Annotated in this window: 15 protein-coding genes and 1 pseudogene; 8 read left to right on the plus strand and 8 right to left on the minus strand. The window is 65.2% G+C overall.

Features of this window, described 5'->3' with window-relative positions; translation table 11 throughout:
- Positions 1 to 91: 91 nt before the first annotated feature.
- The gene (locus GGD63_RS17925) at positions 92 to 1,369 is read right to left on the minus strand and encodes a flavin-dependent oxidoreductase (RefSeq protein ID WP_183244286.1); all 1,278 of its coding nucleotides are present in this window, start codon (positions 1,367 to 1,369) and stop codon (positions 92 to 94) included.
- Positions 1,370 to 1,497: 128 nt separating this feature from the next.
- Between GGD63_RS17925 and GGD63_RS17930 the strand changes: the two genes are divergently transcribed.
- The gene (locus GGD63_RS17930; protein ID WP_183244288.1) at positions 1,498 to 2,118 is read left to right on the plus strand and encodes a glutathione S-transferase family protein; all 621 of its coding nucleotides are present in this window, start codon (positions 1,498 to 1,500) and stop codon (positions 2,116 to 2,118) included.
- Positions 2,119 to 2,268: 150 nt separating this feature from the next.
- On the opposite strand, the gene GGD63_RS17935 is transcribed toward GGD63_RS17930, so the two are convergent.
- A complete protein-coding gene (locus tag GGD63_RS17935; protein WP_183244724.1) occupies positions 2,269 to 3,186 on the minus strand; it encodes a LysR family transcriptional regulator in 918 nt (305 codons plus the stop codon).
- 91 nt (positions 3,187 to 3,277) lie between these two features.
- Between GGD63_RS17935 and GGD63_RS17940 the strand changes: the two genes are divergently transcribed.
- The 4 genes and pseudogenes from GGD63_RS17940 to GGD63_RS17955 all read left to right on the plus strand — a co-directional run bounded on the left by GGD63_RS17940 (position 3,278) and on the right by GGD63_RS17955 (position 8,649).
- Positions 3,278 to 3,721 carry a nuclear transport factor 2 family protein gene (locus GGD63_RS17940; RefSeq protein WP_183244290.1) on the plus strand — a complete coding sequence of 148 codons (444 nt, stop codon included), beginning with the start codon at positions 3,278 to 3,280 and terminating at the stop codon, positions 3,719 to 3,721.
- A 128-nt stretch (positions 3,722 to 3,849) separates the two neighbouring features.
- A pseudogene (locus GGD63_RS40185) lies at positions 3,850 to 3,942 on the plus strand (DUF1127 domain-containing protein); the annotation flags it as partial.
- Between the two features lie 385 nt (positions 3,943 to 4,327).
- Entirely contained in the window at positions 4,328 to 6,337 is a 2,010-nt protein-coding gene (locus tag GGD63_RS17950; protein WP_183244292.1) for a methyl-accepting chemotaxis protein, read from the plus strand.
- A gap of 302 nt (positions 6,338 to 6,639) precedes the next feature.
- A complete protein-coding gene (locus tag GGD63_RS17955) occupies positions 6,640 to 8,649 on the plus strand; it encodes a methyl-accepting chemotaxis protein (RefSeq protein WP_183244294.1) in 2,010 nt (669 codons plus the stop codon).
- 62 nt (positions 8,650 to 8,711) lie between these two features.
- Here GGD63_RS17955 and GGD63_RS17960 read toward each other — a convergent pair whose 3' ends face one another.
- The 3 genes from GGD63_RS17960 to GGD63_RS17970 form a co-directional block, all read right to left on the minus strand.
- Positions 8,712 to 9,398, minus strand: coding sequence for a glutathione S-transferase family protein (locus GGD63_RS17960; RefSeq protein WP_183244296.1), 687 nt, complete (start codon positions 9,396 to 9,398; stop codon positions 8,712 to 8,714).
- 132 nt (positions 9,399 to 9,530) lie between these two features.
- Entirely contained in the window at positions 9,531 to 9,857 is a 327-nt protein-coding gene (locus GGD63_RS17965) for a hypothetical protein (RefSeq protein ID WP_183244298.1), read from the minus strand.
- A gap of 207 nt (positions 9,858 to 10,064) precedes the next feature.
- Complete coding sequence (locus tag GGD63_RS17970) at positions 10,065 to 11,195, minus strand: site-specific DNA-methyltransferase (RefSeq protein ID WP_283811961.1); 1,131 nt, start codon at positions 11,193 to 11,195, stop codon at positions 10,065 to 10,067.
- A 414-nt stretch (positions 11,196 to 11,609) separates the two neighbouring features.
- Here GGD63_RS17970 and GGD63_RS17975 point away from each other — a divergent pair, with 414 nt between their 5' ends.
- Both GGD63_RS17975 and moaB read left to right on the plus strand, forming a co-directional pair.
- Complete coding sequence (locus GGD63_RS17975; protein ID WP_183244301.1) at positions 11,610 to 12,551, plus strand: neutral zinc metallopeptidase; 942 nt, start codon at positions 11,610 to 11,612, stop codon at positions 12,549 to 12,551.
- Between the two features lie 100 nt (positions 12,552 to 12,651).
- A complete protein-coding gene (moaB, locus tag GGD63_RS17980) occupies positions 12,652 to 13,215 on the plus strand; it encodes a molybdenum cofactor biosynthesis protein B (RefSeq protein ID WP_183244303.1) in 564 nt (187 codons plus the stop codon).
- A gap of 314 nt (positions 13,216 to 13,529) precedes the next feature.
- Here moaB and GGD63_RS17985 read toward each other — a convergent pair whose 3' ends face one another.
- Positions 13,530 to 14,459, minus strand: a complete 930-nt coding sequence (locus tag GGD63_RS17985; protein WP_183244305.1) for a helix-turn-helix domain-containing GNAT family N-acetyltransferase — start codon at positions 14,457 to 14,459, stop codon at positions 13,530 to 13,532.
- 84 nt (positions 14,460 to 14,543) lie between these two features.
- Positions 14,544 to 15,119 (minus strand): glycosyl transferase, encoded by a 576-nt coding sequence (locus tag GGD63_RS17990; protein WP_183244307.1) that lies wholly within the window; start codon positions 15,117 to 15,119, stop codon positions 14,544 to 14,546.
- 330 nt (positions 15,120 to 15,449) lie between these two features.
- On the opposite strand from GGD63_RS17990, the gene GGD63_RS17995 reads away from it, so the two are divergent.
- Positions 15,450 to 16,289 (plus strand): RMD1 family protein, encoded by an 840-nt coding sequence (locus GGD63_RS17995; RefSeq protein ID WP_183244309.1) that lies wholly within the window; start codon positions 15,450 to 15,452, stop codon positions 16,287 to 16,289.
- Here the strand turns inward: GGD63_RS17995 and GGD63_RS18000 are convergent.
- A complete protein-coding gene (locus GGD63_RS18000) occupies positions 16,283 to 17,890 on the minus strand; it encodes a PEP/pyruvate-binding domain-containing protein (protein ID WP_183244311.1) in 1,608 nt (535 codons plus the stop codon). The genes GGD63_RS17995 and GGD63_RS18000 overlap by 7 nt on opposite strands.
- Positions 17,891 to 17,893 lie beyond the last annotated feature (3 nt).

The following is a 17,893-nucleotide window of genomic DNA, read 5'->3' on the forward strand; positions in this document are numbered from 1 at the left end:
CCCCTCACCCAAGCGAGTCTGCATCTACTGGCGTCGCTGCCCTCTCCCGCAAGGGGAGAGGGCGCATCAATGCGCATCTCGCTTGGAAGCGTCACGCTCCCGCGCGCGCATCCTTGCTCACGATCGGCGGCTTCGCATTCAGCGCTTCGACCTGGAAGCCCGCGACGCGCTTGTAGTTCGCGGCGATGTCTTCCAGCTCCTGCTGTGACAGCACGTCGGTGACGACCGTGTAACCATCCGGCGCGCGCTCCTCGACGAGCTGCATCACCTGCTCCGGGCCGTTCTTGCGGTTGAGCAGAACGAGGTCGGTGGTCGCGGGCCGGCGCTCGGCTTCATAGGCGAGCAGCGCGGCTTGCGTCGGGCCGTGCGCCAGGATCTCGCGGGTAATGACGCGGGCATCGAGGATCGCCTGCGAGGCGCCGTTCGAGCCGATCGGGTACATCGGATGCGCGGCGTCGCCCATCAGCGTGACGCGGCCGAAGGTCCATTGCGAGACGGGATCGCGGTCGACCAGCGGGTATTCATAGGCGTGCGGGCAGTTCCTGATCAGGCCGGGCACGTCGAGCCAGTCGAATGTCCAGCCCTCGAACCAGGGCAGGAACTCTTCGAGCCGCGCGGTGCGGTTATAGTCCTCGCGCCGCCACTGATAGGTCGGCGGCATATGGCGTTCGGCGACCCAGTTGATCAGGTGGTTGCCTGCCGCATCCGGCTGCTTCGAGATCGGATAGCAGACGAATTTCAGGATCTCGTGTCCGGCCATGATCATGGTGCGGCCGGTGAGGAAGGCTTTTGCCGGCGTGACACCGCGCCAGAGGATGCGGCCGTTCCAGATCGGCGGGCCTTCATTGGGATAGAGCTTTTCGCGCGCGGCGGAATGGATGCCGTCGGCGGCGATCAGGATTGCGCCTTCGTAAGTGCCGGCGGCCTTGCCGGTCGCCTTGTCGACGAAATCGGCGCGCACGCCGCCGGCCGTCTCGCTCCAGCCGGTCAGATGATGGCTGGTGAGGATGTTGTCGCGGCCGAGCCGCTCGACCGCGGTGTCGAGCAGCAGCTGCTGCAGCGTGCCGCGATGGATCGAGAATTGCGGCCATTTGTAGCCGGCTTCCAGCCCCCGCGGCTCGCTCCAGATCGGCTTGCCGTGCTTGGAGAAATAGGCGAGCTCGCGCGTGCGCACGCCGCTGGCATCCAGCTTGTCCATCAGCCCGAGCTCGATCAGCTCGCGCACCGCATGCGGCAGCACGTTGATGCCGACGCCGAGCGGCTTCAGTTCCGCGACGCTCTCGAACACTTTCACGGGAACGCCGATTTGATGCAGGCTGAGCGCAAGCGTCAGCCCGCCGATGCCGCCGCCGGCGATGAGTACCGTCATGACAAACCCCCTCCGATTGAAGGCGTCTTGGCACAGCCGGGCGGCGGTGGGCAACTGCGAAGAGAAAGTCGTGCTATAGACCTTAGGGACGACAGTCGTTAATTTCCGGCTTTCCCATGAGGTCAGACATGCTCAAGCTCTACTACGCCACCGGCACCTGCGCGCTCGCCACCTACATGACCCTGGAGGAGGCCGGTGCCGACTACACGGCCGAACGGCTGAGCTTCAAGGACAACCAGCAGAACAGCCCGGACTATCTCGCCATCAACCCGAAGGGCCGGGTGCCTGCCCTGGTGACCGACCGCGGCGTCCTGACCGAGACGCCGGCGATGCTGGCCTATATCGCGCAGACCTTCCCCAAGGCGAAGCTCGCGCCGGTGGACGACCCCTTCGACTTCGCCCAGGTGCAGTCGTTCAACTCCTATCTCTGCTCGACCGTGCACATCAACCATGCCCACAAGATGCGCGGCGCGCGCTGGGCGACGCAAGAGAGCTCGTTCGCCGACATGAAGGCGATGGTGCCCAAGACCATGGCCGCCTGCTTCAAGCTGATCGAGCAGAAGATGTTCAAAGGTCCCTGGGTGATGGGCGATCAGTTCACGATCTGCGATCCCTATCTCCACACGCTCTCGCTCTGGCTTGAAGGCGACAGCGTCGACATCAACGCCACGCCCAGGATCGCCGATCATTTCAAGCGGATGTCGGACCGCCCCGCGATCCGCAAGGTGGTGGACGCGCAGAAGGCGTGAGGTCTCGTAGGGTGGGTTAGCCGTGCAGATGCGCGAAGCGTATCTGCACGGCGTAACCCACCTCTTTAATTTCCGCGGAGACAGAAGTGGTGGGTTACGCACTGCGCACTGCGCTTCGCGCAGCCGCAGATCTAACCCACCCTACGATAGCTACGACGCCTTCCGCTTCTCCAATTCCCGTCCCGTCTCCAGCATCAGCCGGCGCAGCCAGATCGAGCCCGGGTCCATCTGGGCCCGGGTCGGATGGAACATGAACTGCTCATCGATGCCGGGGTCGAGCGGCGGCGTCACCGTGACGAGGCCGAGTTGCTTCGACAGTGCCGCGATCAGCCGGCGCGGCACGAAGGCGACGAGATCGGTGCGGGCGGCTACGTGCAGCGCTTCGAGATAGCCTGGCACGACCAGCGCGATGTGCCGCTCGATACCCTTGGCGCGCAGCCAGGTGTCGATGAGATCCTCAGCATTGCCGCGGATGATGACGCCGACGTGGCGCGCGGCCAGGAACGCCTCGCGCCGCTTCAGCTTTGTAAGCTGCGGATGGCCGCGCCGCACCGCCAGCGCGTCGGTGTCGGTGTAGAGCAATTGGCGGTGAAAGCCCTTGAAGGCGTTGCCGATCGAGATCACGAGGTCGATGGTGCGGGCGAATTCGGCGTGGAAGATCGCCGGTCCCCGCCACGGCACCACGTCGATGCGGACGTTGGGCGCAAGGCGTGTGACCCTCTCCATCAAAGGCGGCATCAACAGCTCGACCGCGAGGTCCGGCATCATCAGACGGAATTGCCGCTCGCTGCGCGCGGCGTCGAAGTCATCAGGCACGAACAGCCCGCGCACTTGATCGAGCGCCTGTGCCAGTGGCGCGCGTAGCGCCTGCGCCCGCGGCGTCAGCTCCATCCGTGCACCGGTCCGCACCAGCAGCGGATCGCCGAAGATGTCGCGCAAGCGTTGCAGCGCGTGGCTCGTCGCCGGCTGTGACAGGCCGATCCTCATGGCCGCGCGGCTGACATTGGCTTCGCGCAGCAGCGCATCGAGTGCGGTCAATAGGTTGAGGTCGAGCGAATTCAAATTCATCAGAAGAATAGATATCATATTCTCTATCGATTTGAAGAATGATGATCGCCCGACGATGATCTCCGTGTAGCCACCACACGGAGATGCCGCCATGAGCGCCGCCGCCAACAAGAAACTGATGCAGGACATTTTCGCCGCCGCCGCAAACCCCGATCCGGCCGCGCGCGACCGCGCCCTGTTCACCGCAAGCCTGGCCGACGATGCCAGATGGGTCGTCACCGGCCAGTATTCCTGGTCGCGCACCTTCGCCGGCAAGGAGGCGATCCTCAACGATCTGCACGGCTATGTCCGCACCCGCCTGCGCGACCGGACGCGCACCGTGGCCCACCGCTTCATCGCCGATGGCGACATCGTCGTGGTGGAAGCCAAGGGCGACAACGTCACGCCCGAGGGCGTGCGCTACGACAATGACTATTGTCTCGTGTTCCAGTTGGAGGACGGCAAGATCAAGGAAATCCGCGAGTACTGCGACTCGATCCTGACCGAGAAGGCGCTGGGCCCGTTTCCGCAAGCACCGGTGAGGCCTGCAAGCTGACCGGATTGGACGACGTCGCGTCCACCGGCCGGTCCCGTCCGCTACGGCCGGTGATGGTCGTGCGGCTTTGGCGGACGCTGGTGGACCTGATGCGTATCAGGCGGGAGCGGTCCCGGGCCCGATGACAGCTCGCGGCCATGACCGAACGGGAGCTGCAGGACTGCGGCCTGACCCGGTCGGAGATTGCCTACGAGCTGCATAAGTTCCGCCGGCGAAAATGAAGAGCCGAGCGTGCGCCGGTCCCGGTCGAGCCGGCATCGGCGCGCTCGCGCCCCAACAGGCTGGGGGTGGTCGTGAGCGCGCCCGGCAAAGTGACGCGGGGCGCGCCAAACCAACGTCCATCGGCGCGCCCGATGCGACGATCTGCATGCGGCTGCAGGGCCACGCGCTAAAGCCTTGCGCAACTGGCTATAAAATCAGCAGATGTTGTGCGCGTCGCCAAGAGTCTGCGCGAAAAATTGGAAGGTTCAATTAACGAGTGTCCTCCATTGTGTCGCGGTGCAGCGTGGGTCGCAAAGACGCGACGCGCGGCTGCCGGGGTGGCCGGTGACGATCGTCGAACGGGTTCGGCCGCTCGAAGTCGCATGCATCTGGTGGACAGTGGGAATGCCGAAGTTTCGTTTGCGGATCAGGGGACGCCTGTACGCAGGCTTCATGGCCCTGGTGGCGGTTGGTGTCGTGATGGCGGTGGTTGCCATCTGGAATTTGCAGGCCGTGCAGGATCAGGTCGCAAAGCAATCGGCGCTGTCGGACAGCACAGCGCGGGTGCTGGAGATATCGACCCACCTCCAGGCGATCCAGCGGGCCAATCTACGCTACATCTACGACGCCAGCGAACCTGCGATGAAGGAGGCTTCGGAACGGGAAGCCGCGGCGACCGAGCTGTTGAAGGTCGGGGCGCAGGGCACGGCCTCCGAGGAGCGGCGCAAGCTTTACGAAGATCTCATCACCGACATCGCCAGGATGCGGAGCCTGCGTGACAATCTCGGGGACGCCGTCAACGAGGCGCGAACCGGCAAGGCGACGCTGCTGCCGAGCGGTGACGAATTGACCGTCAAGGTCGGCAAGCTGGTCGATATGGCCCGCGCTGCCGTCGATGAAGACACCGCGGCGCTCGTTGCGGACCTCGAATCCAGGCTTCTTCAGGTTCAAATCGCCAACTGGCGTTTCCTGGCGCTGCGCGACACCAAGGGCCCCGCCAACTTCAGGACCAATGTGGACAGGGCGATGCAGCGCCTGTCGGCGCTCGAAAAGAGCCCGCAGGCGACGGAGTTGCGAACCGTGCTCGCGCCGGTGAAGACCTCGCTCGGGATCTACAAATCCGCGTTCGAGACGACCTCCGCGGCGATGCTGCAGGCCGACGAGATCTACCACAAGAACCTCGCCCCGCTCATCGTCGAGAGCATCGGCAAGCTAAAGGTCGCGGAAACCACATTGAAGAAGGATTACAAGGAATCGCGCTCCGCCGCCGAGGCCGTGATCGCGGGCACGACGTCCGTGCAGATGATCGCGGGCGGCCTCGCCGTCCTGTTCGGACTGATCGTCGCCTTCCTGATTGCCCGTAGCATCGTCGGTCCATTGACCTCGATGACGCGTGCAATGGGGCTGCTTGCCGGCGGCAATCTCGCGGTCGAGATCCCCGGCCGCGGCAAGACAGATGAGATCGGCGACATGGCCAAGGCAATCGAGGTGTTCAAGGACAACATGGTCGAGACCGAGCGCCTGCGCCACGAGCAGGTCGAAGTCGAGGCCCGGCAGGCCGAGAGCCGCAAGGCGGATATGGTCAGGCTCGCCGACCAGTTCGAGCAGGCCGTGGGCGAGATCGTGAACACCGTGTCGTCGGCCTCGAACGAGCTCGAAGCCTCTGCCGGGACGCTGACGGCGACCGCCTCGCGCGCCCAGGATATCTCCACCGAAGTGGCGTCCGCCTCCCAGGAAGCCTCGGCCAATGTTCAGGCCGTCGCCTCGGCCACCGAAGAGCTCTCCTCCTCGGTCAGCGAGATCGCCCGCCAGGTGCAGGAATCCGCCCGCATCGCCAGCGAAGCCGTCGGTCAGGCGAGCCGGACCAACGACCGCGTCGGCGAATTGTCCAAGGCGGCCGCCCGCATCGGCGATGTGGTCGAGCTGATCAACACCATCGCGGGCCAGACCAATCTGCTCGCGCTGAATGCGACCATCGAGGCCGCGCGCGCGGGCGAGGCCGGCCGCGGTTTTGCGGTGGTCGCCTCCGAGGTGAAGGCGCTCGCCGAGCAGACCGCGAAAGCGACCGGTGAGATCGGCCAGCAGATTTCCAACATCCAGGCCGCCACCGAGCAATCGGTCGGCGCCATCAGGGAAATCAGCGGCACCATCGAGCGGCTGTCGGAGATATCGTCGACGGTCGCGGCCGCCGTGGAGCAGCAGGGCGCGGCGACGCAGGAGATCTCCCGCAACGTCCAGCAGGCGGCCCATGGCACCCAGCGCGTCTCGACCAATATCGGTGACGTGCAGCGCGGCGCGTCCGAGACCGGCTCGGCTTCCTCGCAGGTGCTGTCGGCGGCGCGCTCGCTATCGGCGGACAGCAACCGGCTGAAGCAGGAAGTCGCGAACTTCCTGAGTTCGGTGCACGCCGCCTGACGTCTCAAAAACAAAGGTCCACGCGCATGCGCGTGGACCTGAAGCGACGCTTTGGCGTGATCAGGCCACCAATCCCGTGTGCTGCCGTGCCCAACTCTTGCTCATCCGAGCAGAGGACGGCGATGTCTTCGTCGGCTTCTCCGTATTCGGCACCGGTAAAATATAGCCTCAATTAACAATTGTTCCGCAATGTACGGCAGTGCAGCCCGATTCCTCGGGGCCGTGGATGCAACGAGTTGCCGTTGCAATCGCGAGAAGGTCGTCGGCTGCTTCTCTTTTCTTCCTGCTATGGGTGGACAGTGATGCCGAGCTTGCGTTTGGGAATCCGGGGGCGTCTGTACGCCGGGTTTTCGGTTCTCGTGGCCCTTGGCCTGGTAATGGCCGCGGTCGCCGTTTGGAATTTGTGGGCGGTTCAGGCCCAGATGGCGCGCCTGTCCGCCCTGTCGGACAACACCGCGCGCGTTCAGGAAATCTCGATCAACCTCCAGGCGCTCCGGCGTGCCAATCTGAGCTACATCTATGACGCCAACGCGCCGGCCTTCAAGGAAGCCGCGGAGCGGGAGACGGCGACGGTCGAGCTGCTGAAGGCCGCGGCCAAATCGACCATCTCCGAGGAACGGCTCAAGATCTATAACGGCCTCGCCAGCGACATGGAAAAGTTGAAGTTCCTGCGCGAGCGCATGGGTGGTGCCGTCAACGAGACCACCAAGGGCAAGGCCGTTCTGCTTGCCGGAGGCGACGAACTGACCGCCAACACCGGCAAGCTGGTCGACGCCGCGCGTGAAACCGGCGATACCAGCGTGAGCGCTCCCGTCGCCGATCTTGAATCCAAGATCCTGCTGGTTCGTGTCGCAAACTGGCGCTTTCTCGCCGTCCGGGACGCAAAGGGGCCGGCGACCTTCAGGACCAATGTCGATCGGGCGCAGCAAGCGCTCAAGTCACTGGAGGGGGCTGGTCTGCCGGACGAGGTCAAGGCCGCGTTCGGGCCGATCAAGAGCTCGCTTTCGGCCTACAAGGCGGCCTTCGAGACGACCTCCGCCGCAATCCTCCAGGCCGATGAAATCTACCGCAACGATATCGCGCCCCTGATCAACGAAAGCGTCGACAAGCTCAAGGTGGCCGAGACCGGATTGAAGGCCGATAACCAGAAGTCACGCGCGATCGCCGATGGCGTCGTTGCCAATACGACCTGGATTCAGGAAGTCGCCGGCGGTCTTGCGATCCTGTTCGGCGGCATTGTCGCCTTCCTGATCGCCCGCAGCATCGTCGGTCCGCTGTCCACGATGACCCGGGCGATGGGGCTGCTGGCCGGCGGCGATCTCAAGGTCGAAATCCCCGGCCGTGGCAATCGCGACGAGATCGGCGACATGGCCAAGGCGATCGAGGTGTTCAAGGACAGCATGGTCGAGACCGAGCGCCTGCGCCACGAGCAGGTCGAAGTCGAGGCCCGGCAGGCCGAGAGCCGCAAGGCGGACATGGTCCGGCTCGCGGACCAGTTCGAGCAGGCCGTGGGCGAGATCGTGAACACCGTCTCGTCGGCTTCGAACGAGCTCGAAGCATCTGCCGGCACGCTGACCATGACTGCCGCGCACGCCCAGGATCTGTCAACCGAGGTCGCCAGCGCCTCGCAGGAGGCCTCGGCCAATGTTCAGGCCGTTGCCTCGGCCACCGAAGAGCTCTCTTCCTCGGTCAGCGAGATCGCCCGCCAGGTGCAGGAATCCGCCCGCATCGCCAGCGAAGCCGTAGGCCAAGCGAGCCGGACCAACGACCGCGTCGGCGAGTTGTCCAAGGCGGCCGCCCGCATCGGCGACGTGGTCGAGTTGATCAACACCATCGCGGGCCAGACCAATCTGCTCGCGCTGAATGCGACCATCGAGGCCGCGCGCGCGGGCGAGGCCGGCCGCGGTTTTGCGGTGGTCGCCTCCGAGGTGAAGGCGCTCGCCGAGCAGACCGCGAAAGCGACCGGTGAGATCGGCCAGCAGATTTCCAACATCCAGGCCGCCACCGAGCAATCGGTCGGCGCCATCAGGGAAATCAGCGGCACCATCGAGCGGCTGTCGGAGATCTCGTCGACGGTCGCGGCCGCCGTGGAGCAGCAGGGCGCGGCGACGCAGGAGATCTCCCGCAACGTCCAGCAGGCGGCCCATGGCACCCAGCGCGTCTCGACCAATATCGGTGACGTGCAGCGCGGCGCGTCCGAGACCGGCTCGGCTTCCTCGCAGGTGCTGTCGGCGGCGCGCTCGCTGTCGGCGGACAGCAACCGGCTGAAGCAGGAAGTCGCGAACTTCCTGAGTTCGGTGCACGCCGCCTGACATCTCAAAAACAAAGGTCCACGCGCATGCGCGCGTGGACCTGAATTCAAAGCGTGGCGCGATCAGGCGACCTTGGTCGTCATGTGCTTGAACATGTTGCTGCGCGCCTCGTTGTCCATCTCGGCCTTGAAGGTGAACTTGTCCTTCAGCGCGATCGCGCGCGCGGCCGCCGGGCGCGCCGAGATCTCGTCCACCAGCCGCTTGACGTTCGGGTAGCGCGCAAAGGCGTCGTCGCCGAGCTTGAACGGCACCATCCGCGCCCAACCCCACAGCGCCATGTCGACGATCGAATAGCTGTCGCCGACCATGTAGGGGCGGCCTGCGAGGCGTGCGTCGAGAATCTTGTAGTGGCGATCGGTCTCGTACTGGTAGCGGTTATGGGCGTAGTCGTGGTTCTGGTCCTTCGGCGCGAAATGCTTGAAGTGCACGGCCTGGCCCGAATACGGCCCGACGCCGGTGGCGATGAACATCAGCCATGACAGCGTCTCGCCGCGCACGCCGGCGGCGGGCAGGAACTTGCCGGTCTTCTCGGCGAGATAGAGCAGGATGGCGTTCGAGTCGAATACGATCGTTCCATTGTCGTCGATTGCCGGCACCTTGCCGTTCGGATTGATCTTGAGGAACTCCGGCGTGAACTGCTCGCCCTTGCGGGTGTCGATCTTCACCGGCTCGAAAGGAAGGCCGGATTCTTCGAGATAGAGCGCGACCTTGGTCGGGTTCGGCGAGCCGTTGAAATAGAATTTGAGCATCACACATCTCTCCAGTGTCTGTTGCCGAGAGCGAACGCAGCGTGGTTGCCGCCAGGCGAATTTCTCTTGCCTGAACCTTGTCCGAGAGAGCAACCGGCGAGTTTGCCGGGCGGCATCTGCGTGCCACGCAGATCAGCCGGCGTAACAAAGGCCGATCGCCGCCGTAATGACCATCGCCGCGCCGACCGCTTCCAGGCGCAGCCCGAGCCTTGTGGCAAGATGCATGTCGGAGGCGCGCGCCGCGCGCTCCGATCCGCGTGAATAGCCGTGCACGATGACGTCGTGATTGAAATTGTCGTGGGCCTCGTTGCTGCTGGCGAGCCCGACGCAGACCACCAGCACGCCGAACAGCGCGAGGCCGAAAAATCCGAGCAGGGCGATCAGGAACATCGGAAACATGCCGAGCAGGAAGATCGGCAGCAGCGGCACCAGCAGCAATGTCTCGGACTGTCGTCGCATGGGCCCAACCGGTCAGGACGGGGCTGATCGGGCGAATCTAGTCCTGGCTGCCGCCTCATTCAAGACGCCGGTGGGTGGGCAAAGCGACTTGTCCGCCGTAGCTCGAAGAGCGGAGGCGGAAGCGTGCCCACCAAATCTGTGTCGCCGGGAGAGATGGTGGGCACGGCGCAAGAGCGCGTTTGCCCACCCACCGAGATCACAGTCGGATTACTCCGCCGCCATGCCGGCGCGGATCTCGGCACGCAGCTCGTCGATCAGCTTGAGACCTTTCTTGGTCTCGACATGCCAGAAGGTCCAGCCGTTGCAGGCTTGCGCGCCTTGCGCCACGGCGCCGATGCGGTGGATCGAGCCGACCTTGTCGCCCAGCATGATGGCGCCGTCGGCACGGACCAGCGCGCCAAGTTTTTTCTTGGCGTCGAACAGCTTCGTGCCGGGCATGATCATGCCGCGCTCGATCAGCTCCGAGAACGCGACGCGCGGGGCTTCGCGCGCGGTCATGAACGGGGCGAGACTTTCTTCCGGCAGCGGTTCGACCGCCGCGATGCGCGCTTCGGCCGCCTTGGCATAGGTCTTGTCGCGCTCGAAGCCGATATAGGAGCGGCCGAGGCGCTTGGCGACGGCGCCGGTCGTGCCGGTGCCGTTGAAGGGGTCGATCACGAGATCGCCGGGCTTGGACGAGGACAACAGCACGCGCGCGAGCAGGCCCTCCGGCTTCTGCGTCGGATGCACTTTCTTGCCGTCGGCGCCCTTGAGGCGTTCCTCGCCGGTGCAGAGCGGGATCAGCCAGTCGGAGCGTGCCTGCACGTCCTCGTTGGCGGCCTTCAGCGTTTCGTAGTTGAACGTGTAGCCCTTGGCTTTTTCGTCACGCGCGGCCCAGATCATGGTCTCGTGCGCGTTGGTGAAGCGGCGGCCGCGGAAATTCGGCATCGGGTTGGTCTTGCGCCAGACGATGTCGTTCAGGAGCCAGAAGCCGAGGTCCTGCATGATCGCGCCGACGCGGAAGATGTTGTGATAGGAGCCGATCACCCAGATCGTCGCCGACGGCTTCATCGCGCGGCGGGCGGCAAGCAGCCAGGCGCGGGTGAAATCGTCATAGGCGGAGAATGAATCGAACTTGTCCCAGTCGTCGTCGACGGCGTCGACATGGGATTCGTCAGGGCGCTTGAGATCGCCCTTGAGCTGAAGATTGTAGGGCGGATCTGCGAACACCAGATCGACGCTACCTGCCTGAAGCTTCGACATCTCGGCGACGCAATCACCGAGGATGATACGATGCGACGGAGACTCAAAGTTTGTGCGGGGCGCCCTTGCAGACGCCCCGCGACGCGACACTACCATGACTCAAGAACTCTGACTCAGGCGACGCTGTCGGCGACGCGGGACCAAACAACCGACTGACCGTACATTGAAGCGGCAAAGTAAAAATCGACTTAACCCGCTGCTTTTGTGAGCAGGCCGCGCATCGCGCGCCGCGTGCCGCCCCCTGTTCGCATTCACCGTGTTTTACAGTGTATTTCGCGTTTCTTCGCGTTGCGGGAGCGGCGACGGCGGCAAAAAGACTCCAAATTTCTCTCGGAAAAAATTGCACGTTCCTCGGAAAAAATTGCTGGCAGGCGCATGCTGTCGCACTAGGCAATTTTTGCCGAGCACGATATTGATAAAGGCAACGGAAATTTTACGTGTGTGGCGCGTTGAGCTTTCGCGCTTCTGCGCCCAAATGATGCCAATCGAGGATTTAAGGGAAAGCCCGCCATGCGCTACGATGATTTCCGCCGCAGCGACGACATCGAGGATCGTCGCGACGAGGGTGGCGGTGGATTCGGCGGCGGAGGCGGCGGGTTCGGCCTGCCGATGGGCGGCGGCGGGCTCGGCATCGGCACCATCATCGTGCTCGGCCTGATCGGCTATGCCTTCGGCATCGACCCGCGCATCCTGATCGGCGGCGCCGAGATCCTCACCGGCGGTGGCCAGGCGCCGAGCTACCAGACCGATCGCCAGTCGTCCTCGGGCAAGCGCGGCGCGCCGACCGACGAGGTCGGCAGCATGATCGCCGGCATCCTCGGCGAGATCGACGATCGCTGGAGCGAGATCTTCCAGGCCAGCGGCCAGAACTATACCGGTCCGAAGGTCGTGCTGTTCCGCAACGCCACCAATGGCGGCCGCTGCGGCATGGCGCAGTCGGCGATGGGCCCGTTCTACTGTCCGCCGGACCGCACCATCTTCCTCGACACCGGCTTCTTCCGCGAGGTGGAGACGCGCTTCCGCGGCTGCTCCGGCAAGTCGGCGTGCAATTTCACCACCGCCTACATCATCGCGCACGAGGCCGGCCACCACATCCAGAACCTGCTCGGCATCATTCCGCGCGTAACGCGGCTGCAGCAGCAGGCCGGCAGCAAGGCCGAGGCCAACGCGCTCCAGGTGAAGGTGGAGTTGCAGGCCGACTGCCTGTCCGGCGTCTGGGTCAATCGCGAGGCGAAGAAGCGTCCGAACTTCCTGGAGGCGGGCGACATCGACGCCGCGCTGACCACGGCGAGCGCCATCGGCGACGACACGCTGCAGCGCCAGGCCACCGGCCGCGTCGTGCCCGATTCCTTCACCCACGGTTCCGCCGCGCAGCGCAAGCAATGGTTCATGACCGGCTACCAGCAGGGCACGGTCCAGGCCTGCAACACCTTCGGCGGCGGGGCGTTGTAAGCTATCAATGGCGTCATCCTTCGAGGCTCGCCCTGCGGTGCGCTTGCACCGCACGCGCACCTCAGGATGACGGCGGTGGGCGGGAAACAGGAGTGAAGTCGTGGCTTCCATCGACGAAACAAAACAGTTCATCCCGCTCAACATCGCGGTGCTCACCGTGTCCGACACGCGCGCACTTGCGGACGACAAGTCCGGCCAGACGCTGGCCGATCGCCTCACCGCGGCGGGCCATCATCTCGCCGCGCGCGAGATCGTCACCGACGATGTCGAGGCGATCCGCGCGGTGATCCGCCGCTGGATTGCAGATGCCGGCGTCGACGTCGTCATCACCACCGGCGGCACCGGTTTTACGGGACGCGACGTCACGCCGGAGGCGATCGAGCCGCTGTTCGAGAAGCGCATGGACGGTTTCTCGATCGCGTTCCACCTGCTGAGCCACGCCAAGATCGGGACGTCGACAATCCAGAGCCGCGCCACCGCAGGCGTCGCGGGCGCGACCTACATCTTCTGCCTGCCGGGCTCGCCCGGCGCCTGCCGCGACGGCTGGGACGGCATCCTCGCCGCCCAGCTTGACTACCGCACGCGCCCCTGCAACTTCGTCGAGATCATGCCAAGGCTGGATGAGCATCTGCGCCGGCCGAAGGCGCAAGGCGCGACGGTGTAGCGGCGCGCTGGTGCGCGAGCATCATTCGTAAGCCAAGCACAAGGTATCGTAGGGTGGGCAAAGCGACTTGTCCGCCGAAGCTCGAAGAGCGAAGGCGTGCCCACGACTTCTGTCGCAATGCTGGACAGGTGGGCATGGCGCAAGTGCGCCTTTGCCCACCCTACGATTCCGGACTCGTGGAGAGAGAGAGACTCGTCCCTCAAGCGAGTTTGCGTCTGCCGGCGTCGCAGGCCGCTCCCGCATCCGCCTTCACCAAGGCTTCGGCGGACATGAGGGGAGAGGGCACAACAACGCGCATCGCGCCTGAAGCAGGATCAGAGATCCAGCTCCCAGGTCTCCCCGACCAGGTCGGCACCGAAGCTGTGGTGCTTCTCTTCCTTCACGAGCCTGAACCCTGCACTTTGATAGATGCCGCGCGCGGCAACCAGGATGCTCTGCGTCCACAGCGTCATCCTGCTGTAGCCCCTCTCGCGGGCGCCCTGGATGCATTGCTCGACCAGCGCGCGGCCGACGCCGAGCCCGCGCGCTTTCTTCTCCACCTGCAACAGGCGCAGCTTGGCGATCTCGTCCGTGGCCTTGACCAGGAAGATCGAGCCGACCGGCTCGCCACCCGCTTCCGCGATCCAGCAGTGCTCGCGCGCGGCGTCGTAGTTCCTGATGAACTGCGCGCAGATCTCGGCGACCAGCGCCTCGTAGCTGATGTCCCAGTTGTAGTCCGCGGCATAGGCGGCGGCCTGCCGGGAGATGACCCAGCCCATGTCGCCGACGCGATGGCTGCGCAACATGAAAGAAACGGGCTGGCTTCGGCGCTGCTCCAGCACGGCCTCGATGGTCGCCATGGCCTGCGTGAGCCGCGTTGCATCGCCGGTCGAAAGCCGAGCCAGCATTGCGGCGACCTCGTTCTGCGAGCTCAGGTTCAGCTTGGCGAAGGTCTGGCGGCCCTTGGCGGTCAGGCTGAGCTGGTATTGCCTGCGATCTGCGGGCAGGGGCCTTCGCGTGATCAGCCCCTTTTCGTCGAAGCTTTGCACGATGCGGCTGAGATAGCCGGGGTCGAGACCAAGCTCGTTTCCGATCTCCTTGGCCGCAAGGTCGTCGCGATGCGCGAGTTCATAGAGCACCCGGGCCTCGCTGAGCGAAAACGGGGTTTTTCCAAGGTGCTGGTCGAGCACGCCAAGCCTGCGGGTATAGAAGCGGTTGAAGGCGCGGACTGCTGCGATGTGGTCTTCGGTACCGTTGAATGACATGGCCCACCTCGATACTTGCCATTGTCAAATAATTGATTGACTTTGGCAAGTATCAAGAGCGCGTATCACGCGTATCAGATGGCCTCAGCCGACCATGACGATCCGGCTGCGCAGCATGGTCCGGGACGAGCGGCCGAGCCGTCGCAGCAGTCGCGCCTCGGAACGGCGGGCCTGGGGCGGATAACCGCCGATCCGGTCGTAATGATCACGCGCGATCAAAAGGCCCTGATCGCCGAACGGGCCGACCAGCTTGCGCGCCACGGCCCGGAGGACGTCGCGGAATCGGGTATCGGCGTAAGGCGTGCGTGCATAGCGGAACACCGCCGCCCGGTCCCGGCCGCTGGTCGCGACGGTCTGGATGAACTGGGTGGTCTCCTCGATCCAGCCGGTTTCCAGCACCGCGCCTGCGGGCAGGAACATCAGCCAGGACGAACGCGCCTGAAGCGCGCCGGCGGCGAGCGCCGCGCCCTGCGAGGAACCCTCGACGCCGATGAAACGGCAGCCTGCGACGTCGGCGACGCGCTCGATGACCCCGTTGCGGGTGCCGTCGACCAGCAGCACTTCCCGGATGACGCCGGCGGCGGCGCCGGGCACCAACGCGGCCAGGGTTGCGACCGCCGTCTGCTCGACGCCTTCGGTCGGAATGATGACGCTCAGCATGATTGAAGCTTCAGTGTCCGCGCTTCGAGTGAAGCGTAACTCATTATAATGTTGTCATAAACACGCGGCATTGCCGAGCGCAACTTTTCGGCGGGCCTTCGCTGTTCGATGGTAAACTGCCAAAGCCATCGCATCCAAATATGTCCCGTGCGGGGTGGCAATGTTTCCGAATATTTCGGCGCGAATTCGCGGTGACGGTGTTATCCCGGAGTTTCGCTGCAATCTTTGCGCAACATGCAGGCCACCGCAATCCTGCATGTGGAGGATGCGGGCGGACCAACACCCGGGAACGGTAAAAGCCTGCAACCATAGCGCTGACGAGAGCCCCGCATGAACGCTGATCAAGCCGCCGTTAGCGCGCCCCCGACATCCCCGCGGCCGGACGCCGCGCCGAGCTTGCGGATCCGGGCGCTGATGCTGGGGGACCGCATCAATGCGTCCGGCCTCGAGATCGGCACGCTGGTGTCGTCGACGCCGGCCGCCTTCCGCGTTCACGCCGGCCTCGCGGTGATCTTCCGCTACGGCGTCGTGGTGCTGATCGGCCTGCTCCCTTCGGAGGAGAAGGTGCTGATCGACAGCCTCAAGTCTCGCGTGATCGGCGAGCTCAGCCCCTACGAGGAGGAGATCGCGCAGGCGCAGCTGTGCAAGGATGAAAGCGCTGAAGCGATCCAGCCGGGCGGCCCGATCTGCCTCGCCAAATTCTCCGATGAGCGATTGCTGCTGGTCGCGGACGCGCTCGCCAAGAGCACGTCGCTGGCCCGCGACGAGCGGCGGGTCGCTGCCGTGTTCGACGTCATCGAGCCTTTCGCGCGCGAGCTCGCCGAGTACGGCCGCACGCCGCGCCGCCGCAAGGGCATCCTGCAGCTGATCGGCAACGCGCTGCTGGTGCAGCAGCGCGTTGCCGGCCGTGTTGCGGTGGCCGAGAAGCCCGACGTGCTCTGGGAGAAGCCCGAGCTCGACCGGCTCTATGCCCGCCTCGAGGACGAGTACGAGCTGAAGGAGCGCCTCGACACGCTCGAGCGCAAGCTCACCGCCGTGTCGGAGACCGCCAACGCCTTGACCGACATCATCGACACCCAGCGCTCGCTTCGCCTCGAAATCGCGGTCGTGGTGCTGATCGTGATCGAGGTCGTGATCGGCTGCGTCCAGATCCTGTCGGGGACTCACTGAGCCGCAGCGTGCGGTGCGGAGCGCTCGGCCGGCGATTGCCACGCGGCGATCTCGGCGAGCTCGGCCTCCGGCCGTGTCTCGACGGTCTCGCAGCGCCCGAGATAGAGCTCTCCGGTATCGCCATCGATCGTGACCCATTCGTCTTCGCGGAGCACCGCGCCCGCAAGCTGCGCCTGCCGCGTAACGGGATCGATCTTCAACTGGCGACAGCCGACCACGCAAGGCTTGCCCATCTGCCGCGCCACCAATGCCGCGTGCGAGGTGCGCGCACCGACTGCCGTGACGATGCCGGCCGCCACCGCAAAGCCGGCGACGTCGGCGGTGCTGGTGTCGGGACGCAGCAGGATGACCGGCTCGCCTGCGGCCGACAGGCGGCCGGCGCTTTCGGAATCGAAGGCCGCGCGTCCGATCCCGATGCCGCCGGAGGCGCCGATGCCGGTCGTTGCCGGCTTGCCGGGAGCAACCAGCGATGTCGCAGTGAGGGAAGCGAGGTCGATTTCGGCGATCCGTATCAGCGCCTCGTCCGTCGTGATCAGACCCTCATGCACGAGGTCGATCGCGATCCGGACCGCGGCACGCGGCGTCCGCTTGGCCGAGCGCGTCTGGAGGATCCAGAGCCGGCCATCCTCGACGGTGAACTCGACATCCTGCACGTCGCCAAATTCACGCTCGAGCCGCTTCAGGATATCGCCCAGCTCGACCTCGGTCCGCGGCAGCGCGCGCGCGATCGCGTCTTCGGCATCGGGGGTCCGGCGCCCGGACACGACGTCCTCGCCCTGTGCATCGAGCACGAGATCGATCATCGGGCGCGGAGCACCCGTCGATGGATCGCGCGAGAATGCGACGCCGGCGCCGGACGCCAGCCCGCCATTGCCGAAAACCATCGCCTGCACGGTGACGGCGGTGCCCTGGAGTGCTTCGAGCTGCTGGAGTTTCCGATAGGTCCGGGCCCGGTCGCTCGTCCAGGATTGGTAGACGGCTCGCGAGGCGGCTTCGAGCTGCGCGACGGCATCCTCGAGCCAGTCATCGGCGCGATCCTCGACCAGCACCTGTTCGTCGCCGGCAAGCCGCTCCAGCGCCTCGCTGTCGAGTTCGCGATCGCTGTCGGCGCCCTCGGCTGTGACCAGTTCCGAGATGCGCGCCGCGAATGCAGCGGCATCGAGTCCCAGCACGGTCTCGCCAAAACTCTCCAGGAAGCGACGCCGGCAGTCCCAGGCGAGCCGCGGCCGGCCGGTCGCACGGATCAGGCCGTGCACGGCATCCGACGTGCAGCCGACATTGAGAACGGTGTCGAGCATGCCCGGCATCGATCGCGCCGCGCCCGAGCGCACCGAGACCAGCAGCGGCAGCCGGCGGTCGCCGAAGCGCTTTCCGGTCGCGCTTTCCAGGAAAGCAATTCCTTCCTGCAAGCCGTCGCGCAGATGGCGCTCGGCATGTGCGTGCCCTGCGATGATGTCGGCACAGAGCTCGACCGGCAGCACGAAAGCCGGCGGCACCGGCAGGCCCAGCGCCGCCATCCGGGCGAGGTTGGCAGCCTTGGCGCCGATCTCCTCGGCGGAGCGCAATTCGGTCGCCTCAGTGCCGATACGCACGATATGCATGGC

This window comes from Bradyrhizobium sp. cir1 (assembly GCF_014198245.1).
Lineage (GTDB): Bacteria > Pseudomonadota > Alphaproteobacteria > Rhizobiales > Xanthobacteraceae > Bradyrhizobium.